Annotated in this window: 7 protein-coding genes; 2 read left to right on the top strand and 5 right to left on the bottom strand. The window is 70.0% G+C overall.

Features of this window, described 5'->3' with window-relative positions; translation table 11 throughout:
* Positions 1 to 209: 209 nt before the first annotated feature.
* Entirely contained in the window at positions 210 to 1,943 is a 1,734-nt protein-coding gene (locus VFZ92_RS01630) for an acyl-CoA mutase large subunit family protein (protein ID WP_330873842.1), read from the bottom strand.
* Positions 1,944 to 2,014: 71 nt separating this feature from the next.
* Entirely contained in the window at positions 2,015 to 2,314 is a 300-nt protein-coding gene (locus VFZ92_RS01625; RefSeq protein ID WP_330873841.1) for an MTH1187 family thiamine-binding protein, read from the bottom strand.
* 48 nt (positions 2,315 to 2,362) lie between these two features.
* On the opposite strand from VFZ92_RS01625, the gene VFZ92_RS01620 reads away from it, so the two are divergent.
* Both VFZ92_RS01620 and VFZ92_RS01615 read left to right on the top strand, forming a co-directional pair.
* Positions 2,363 to 2,866, top strand: coding sequence for a MarR family transcriptional regulator (locus VFZ92_RS01620; protein ID WP_330873840.1), 504 nt, complete (start codon positions 2,363 to 2,365; stop codon positions 2,864 to 2,866).
* A 43-nt stretch (positions 2,867 to 2,909) separates the two neighbouring features.
* The gene (locus VFZ92_RS01615; RefSeq protein WP_330873839.1) at positions 2,910 to 4,001 is read left to right on the top strand and encodes an aminoglycoside phosphotransferase family protein; all 1,092 of its coding nucleotides are present in this window, start codon (positions 2,910 to 2,912) and stop codon (positions 3,999 to 4,001) included.
* Here VFZ92_RS01615 and VFZ92_RS01610 read toward each other — a convergent pair.
* The 3 genes from VFZ92_RS01610 to VFZ92_RS01600 are packed head-to-tail and all read right to left on the bottom strand — an operon-like array spanning position 3,983 to position 6,295.
* Positions 3,983 to 4,300: a DUF3817 domain-containing protein gene (locus VFZ92_RS01610; protein ID WP_330873838.1), complete on the bottom strand. Its 318-nt coding sequence runs from the start codon at positions 4,298 to 4,300 to the stop codon at positions 3,983 to 3,985. The genes VFZ92_RS01615 and VFZ92_RS01610 overlap by 19 nt on opposite strands.
* 46 nt (positions 4,301 to 4,346) lie before the next feature.
* A complete protein-coding gene (locus VFZ92_RS01605; protein ID WP_330873837.1) occupies positions 4,347 to 5,396 on the bottom strand; it encodes an ABC transporter permease in 1,050 nt (349 codons plus the stop codon).
* Positions 5,393 to 6,295, bottom strand: a complete 903-nt coding sequence (locus VFZ92_RS01600; protein ID WP_330873836.1) for an ABC transporter ATP-binding protein — start codon at positions 6,293 to 6,295, stop codon at positions 5,393 to 5,395. The genes VFZ92_RS01605 and VFZ92_RS01600 overlap by 4 nt, the downstream gene beginning before the upstream one ends.
* Positions 6,296 to 6,391: the final 96 nt, after the last annotated feature.

Here is a 6,391-nt window from a genome sequence, read left to right as displayed (position 1 = left end):
CGGATGCGAAGCGTGGCCGGTTTTACTTGGGGGATTCGACCCTTACCCTGGTAGATCGGGCAGGGTGGCACCACCTGCCCTTCAGCCCGATCAAAGGGTCAAATCCAGGGGCCCCAAGTCAAACCGGCCACACCACGACGTCGGCGACCAGACCGTCTTTCACGCACCCATCACGTCAGCGACCAGACCGTCTTTCACGAACGACCAGCTCAGAACCGAGCAGGCTCCGTGTACCCGCCCCACTCGTCCTTCAACACCCCGCAGATCTCCCCCAGCGTCGCCTCGACCCGAGCCGCCGCCAGCATCGGCTCGATCAGGTTCCCGTCGGTCCGAGCCACCTCGACCATGTGCGCCAAGGCCCGATCGACAGCCCCCTGGTCACGCCGCCCCCGCCGCTCGGCCAGCACGCGGTTCTGCTCGCGCTCCACCTCGTGGCTGACCCGCAGGATCTCCAGGTTCTCCGACAGCGACTCGGTGTGCACGTTCACCCCGACGACCTTCTTGTCGCCCTTCTCCAGCGCCACCTGGTACACGAACGCCGAGTCGGCGGTCTCCCCGGTGAACCAGCCGTCCTCGATGCCGCGCAGGATCCCCGACGTCATCTCGCCGATCTCGTGCTCACCGGACGGGACCGCCGCGCGGGCCATGTCCTTGATGCGGTCGAAGATCTTCTCGGCCTCGGCCTCGATCTTGTCGGTCAGCGCCTCGACGTACCAGGACCCGCCCAGCGGGTCGGCGACGTTCGACACGCCGGTCTCCTCCATGATCACCTGCTGGGTGCGCAGCGCGATCTGGGCGGCCTTCTCGCTGGGGAGGGCGAGCACCTCGTCCAACGCGTTGGTGTGCAAGGAGTTCGTCCCGCCCAGCACCGCGGCGAGCGCCTCCACCGCCGTGCGGACGATGTTGTTGTCCGGCTGCTGCGCGGTCAACGACACCCCGGCGGTCTGCGTGTGGAACCGCAACTGCTGCGCCTTCGCGGTCTTGGCCCCGTAGACGTCCCGCATCCACCGGGCCCAGATCCGCCGAGCGGCCCGGAACTTCGCGATCTCCTCGAAGAAGTCGAGGTGGGAGTCGAAGAAGAAGCTCAGCCCCGGCGCGAACTTCTCGATGTCCAACCCGCGCGACAGTCCCAGCTCGACGTACCCGAACCCGTCCGCGAGGGTGAACGCCAACTCCTGCGCGGCCGTCGCCCCGGCCTCGCGGATGTGGTAGCCGGACACCGACAGCGGCTTGTACGCGGGGATGTTGTCCTGGCAGTACGCCATCAGGTCGCCGATGAGCCGCAGGTGCGGCTCGGGCGCGAACAGCCACTCCTTCTGGGCGATGTACTCCTTGAAGATGTCCGTCTGGAGCGTGCCGTTGAGCTTCGAGATGTCCGCGCCCTGCCGCTCGGCGGCCACGAGGTACATCACGAACACCGGCACGGCTGGCCCCGAGATCGTCATCGACGTCGTGACCCGCTCCAGCGGGATGTCGCCGAACAGGACGTCCATGTCGGCCGCCGAGTCGATCGCCACACCGCAGTGCCCGACCTCCCCCAGCGACCGGGGGTCGTCGGAGTCCTTGCCCATCAGCGTGGGCATGTCGAAGGCGACCGACAGGCCGCCCCCGCCGCGCGCCAGGATCATCTTGTAGCGCTCGTTGGTCTGCTCGGCGTTGCCGAAGCCCGCGAACTGCCGGATGGTCCAGTTCTTGCCGCGGTACCCGGTCGGGTGCAGGCCGCGGGTGAACGGGTACTCGCCGGGCCAGCCGATGCGCTCGAAGCCCTCGACCACCTCACCGGGTCGAGGCCCGTACACGGGGTCGACCTCGACGCCGGAGAGGGTGGTGAAGTCGGCGTCGCGGACCCGACCGGCCGCCTCCGCCTCCGCGTAGGCGGCCTGCCAACGCTCACGGCCGGCCTCGTGGTCGGCGTGGTTCTCGTCGTAGCCGGGAGCAGGCATGGCGGTCTCCGCATCGTCGTCGATACCCAAATAGTAGGACGTCCGACTATCGGTCGCCATCGTGTCACCTGTCACAGCTCACGCAGGTGGGCCTCCACGCGCTCGACCTTCGCGGCCATCTGCCCGGTGAAGCCGGGCCGGATGTCGGCCTTGAGCACGAGGCTGACGCGCGGCGCGGCGGCCTGCACGGCCTCGGTCGCCGCCTTCACCACGGCCATCACCTCGTCCCACTCGCCCTCCACGAGGGTGAACATGGCGTTGGTCTCGTTCGGCAGGCCCGACTCGCGGACCACCCGCACGGCCGCCGCGACGGCCTCCGCGACGCTGTCGGACTCCCCGCCGAGCGGGCTGACGCTGAACGCGATGAGCACGCGTGCCTCCTGGATCGTCGACTGGTACCCACTGGTAGCTTCGCCTGCATGACGCCCCAGCCGCTGCCGTTCGACCCGATCGCACGAGCAGCCGAGCTGTGGGAGAAGAGGATCGGGCCGTCGACGGCGATGGCGGCGGTCACGAGCGTCATGCGGGTACAGCAAATCATCCAGTCGGCCGTCGACGCGGCGCTCAAGCCGCACGGGCTGACGTTCGCCCGCTACGAGGCGCTGGTGCTGCTGACCTTCTCGAAGGCGGGCAGCCTGCCGATGCGGGTCATGGGCGAGCGGCTCCAGCTCCACCCCACCAGCGTCACGAACATCGTGGACAGGCTGGAGGCCGACGGGCTGGTGCGGCGCAACCCGCACCCGACCGACCGGCGCACCACGCTGGTGGGGATCACCGACGACGGCCGGGCCAGGCGGGAGATCGCCACCGAGGCCGTGACCGGGGTGGACTTCGGGCTGCGCGGGCTGACCGAGCGGCAGACCGAGCAGTTGACCGACCTGCTGGCCAAGGTGCGGCGCGCGGTCGGGGACTTCGAGGACTGAAAACCCGTCGCGCCCGCCGGGGTCGATCAGCCACCCTGTGCGGATGCGCGAGGTCATAGCCCTGGTCACGGTCGACGGCGAGTACGTCGGATCACTCGGGCCGTTCACGGTGGAGAGCCGGTGGTGGGCCCTGGTCGACGACGTCACCGCGCACCTCGACGAGGTGCTGGGCGTGCCGACGAGCGTGCTGCGGCTCGTCGAGGGGATCGGCGAGTACACCGCGGGCGGCCAGGTCACCTACCAGGTGGAGGCCTACGGCGCGCCGGACCGGAGCGCCCTGGTCACCGAGCCCGCGCACGCGTTCCCGGACACCCCGCTGAGGCTGCCGTGGGCGAAACCGGGCGGCCCGGCCGCCCTGCTCGCGTGGGCCGAGGAGCACGTCACCCGCACCGGTGAGGCGCGGCAGAAGAAGACGTGGAACCTGTCCTGCGTGTACCGGCTGGAGACCGACGCCGGACGGGTGTGGGTGAAGGAACTGCCGCCGTTCTTCGCGGCCGAGCCGACCGCGCTGCGGCTGGTGGCCGAGCAGGACCCGACGCTGGTGCCCGAGGTGATCGCGAGCGCGCCGCTGCGGGTGCTGATGGCCGACGCCCCCGGGACACCGTGCTGGCCGCTCGAACCGGAGCGGCTCCGGTCGGTGGTGCCGAGGCTCGTGGCCGTCCAGGCCGCGCTCGCGGGCGAGAAGCACCCCGCGATGCCGGAGGTGCCGATCTGGTCACCCGAGGTCGAGGGCTCCCGCGAACGGGCCGAGGCGCTGCTCGCCACCGGCCTGCCGCTGACGCTGCTGCACGGCGACTTCCACCCCGGCAACTGGCAGTCCGACGGCACGACCACCCAGGTGATCGACTGGGCCGACGCGCACTGGGGGCACCCGGCACTGGACGCCGCGCGGCTGTGGACGTTCATCGGTCCGGACGAGCGACCGCTGCTCGCCGAGGTGTGGACGGCGGCGTGGCGGGAGCGGGTGCCGGACAGCGACCCCGCCGCGGCGCTGGAACTGGCGATCCCGCTCGTGCACGTGTTCAACGCGTTCCGCTACCGCGAGTTCCTGGCGAACATCGAGGAGAGCGAGCAAGTCTACCACTCCGGCGACCCGGAGGAGGAGATCAGGAAGGCTCAGGCCGCGCTGGTCTGAACGTTCAGCCTGCCCGTCCGGATCGCCCAGCGCTCGAAGACGATCGTCCCGAACGGCGGGATGCTCGCCAGCAGCGCGAGGACCGTGGTGCGGCGCTCCCACTTCTGCGCGACGCTCGCGAACAGCGCCACGAAGATGTAGACGACGAAGATGAACCCGTGGATCGGGCCGAAGATCTTCACGCCGATCTCGTTGTCCGACAGCACGTACTTGAAGAGCATGCCGATCAGGAGACCCGCCCAGGACACCGCCTCTGCCTGTGCGAAGAGGCGGAACCGGCCTGCCGAGGTGGAGAGCATGCCCCCCATTGTGCTGCGTGAGCGGGCTCACCGGCGTTGCGGGGTGTCAGTCCTCCCAGCGGAAGACCTTCGCCGCGAGGAGGCCGACGACCGCCGTGAACGCGATGAGCACCGAGCACGGCAGCAGCAGCGCCTCGATCCCCTTGCCCCGCACCAGGACGTCGAGCATCCCGTCGTTCATGTGCCGCAGCGGCAGCGCCTGCGACACCGCCTGGAGCCAGGCGGGGGCGTTCTCGATGGGGAAGAACGAGCCGGACAGGAACGACATCGGCATCACCAGGATGTTCGCGGCGCCGCTGGCCGACTCCTCGGTCTTGCAGAACGCGCCCACGAGCATCCCGATGGCGAAGAACGCCAGCGTGCCGAGGATCAGCAGCGGCAGCGCGAGGTACCAGTTCCCGGAGAGCCGGAGCCCGAACGGCGGGGTCAGGGCCACCAGGACGAACGTGATGGCCTGGACGACCGCGATGCCCACGCTGACGGTCAGCCGCGAGGTGAGGACCGTGACGGCGCTGACCGGGGCGAGCCGGATGCGGCGCAGCACCTGCTTCTTGCGCCACGACACCATGGTCAGCGCGGCGCCGAAGACGGCCGAGATGGAGATGCCCCAGGAGAGGATGCCGGGGGTGAGGTACTGGATCGGTTTGAGGGACGCGTCCTCGACCGGCCGCTGCTGGAGGGTGAACGTCGCGGGCTGACCGGTGGCACCCAGGTTGATCTTGTCGACCACGCCGGACACGAGGCCGTTCACGGTGCCTGCGGCGACCTGGTCGCTGGCGGCGAACCGCAGCTCGATCGCGGTGCCGCGCAGGATCATCGCGGCGGGCAGGTCGCCGTCCTGGACCTTGGCGACGGCGGCCCCCTCGTCGTCGAACCGCTGGATCTCCACCGCGCCGGTCTGGTCCAGCGCCGCGACGACCGGGCCGTCGCCGGTCACCGCGATCTTGATCCTGTCGTCGCCGGGGTCGCCCAGGAGGAGCCCGAAGACCACCAGGAACATGAGCGGGAAGAAGAACATGAAGAACAGCGACATCCGGTCGCGGACGAAGCCCTTGAACATCGCCGTCGACAGGCTCTTGAACGCGGTCGTGCTCATGCCCGGTACTCCCGTCCGGTGAGGTCCAGGAAGACGTCCTCCAGGGTGGCGGTGCGGACCTGGAGACCGTCCAGGGTGCCCCGCTCGGCGAGGGCGGACAGGACCTGCGCGGGCTTGCGCGTGGAGATCGTCAGCCCGCCGTCGTCCTCGGTCGCGCTGTCCACGCCCTCCAGCTCGCGCGCGCCCTCCAGCGGCAGCGAGCCGGGTTGCAGGGTGATCCGCGTCGGCGCGTCCAGCCCGCGCACGAGCGCGGCGGGCGAGTCCATCGCGAGGATCCTGCCGCGGTCCATGATGGCCACCCGGTCGCAGAGGATCTCGGCCTCGTCCAGGTGGTGCGTGGTGTAGACGATGGTCTTGCCCCGGTCCTGGATCGCGCGCAGCACGTCCCAGAGGTTGCGCCGGGCCTGCGGGTCCAGCGCGGCCGTCGGCTCATCGAGGAACACCACGTCCGGGTCGTGGACCAGGGAGCACGCGATCGACAGGCGCTGGCGCTGGCCGCCGGACAGCTTGTTCTCCTGGACCTCGGCCTTGTCCGTCAGGCCCACCAGCTCCAGCATCTCCGCGGCCCTCGCCGGACCGACGCCGTAGAGGGAACCGAACGTCTCCAGCTGCTCGCGCGCGGTGAGCTTCTCGAAGAAGCTGGACGCCTGGAGCTGCACGCCGACGCGCGGCAGCAGCTTCGGGTTGCGCGGCCACGGGGTCTCGCCCAGCAGCGTCACGGTGCCGGAATCGGGTTCGCGCAAACCCTCCACGATCTCCAGCGTGGTGGTCTTGCCTGCCCCGTTCGGCCCGAGGATGCCGAAGAACTCGCCCTCGGCGACCGTGAAGGACACGCCGTCCACGGCGGTGAGGGAGCCGTACGACTTGCGGATGTCGGTGACGGCCACGGCGTCTGTCATGGTGTGGACGGTAGGTGCTCGCACGCCGTCGCGGAGCGGTGAACGACGAAAGTCGCCGGGAACGGGGACTTCGGTAGCCGGGTCGGACGACTCGCG

It is taken from the genome of Umezawaea sp., assembly GCF_036375055.1.
Classification (GTDB): Bacteria; Actinomycetota; Actinomycetes; order Mycobacteriales; family Pseudonocardiaceae; genus Umezawaea.
The sequence above is the reverse complement of the archived record's forward strand: the minus strand, read 5'-3'. Positions and strand labels throughout refer to the sequence as shown.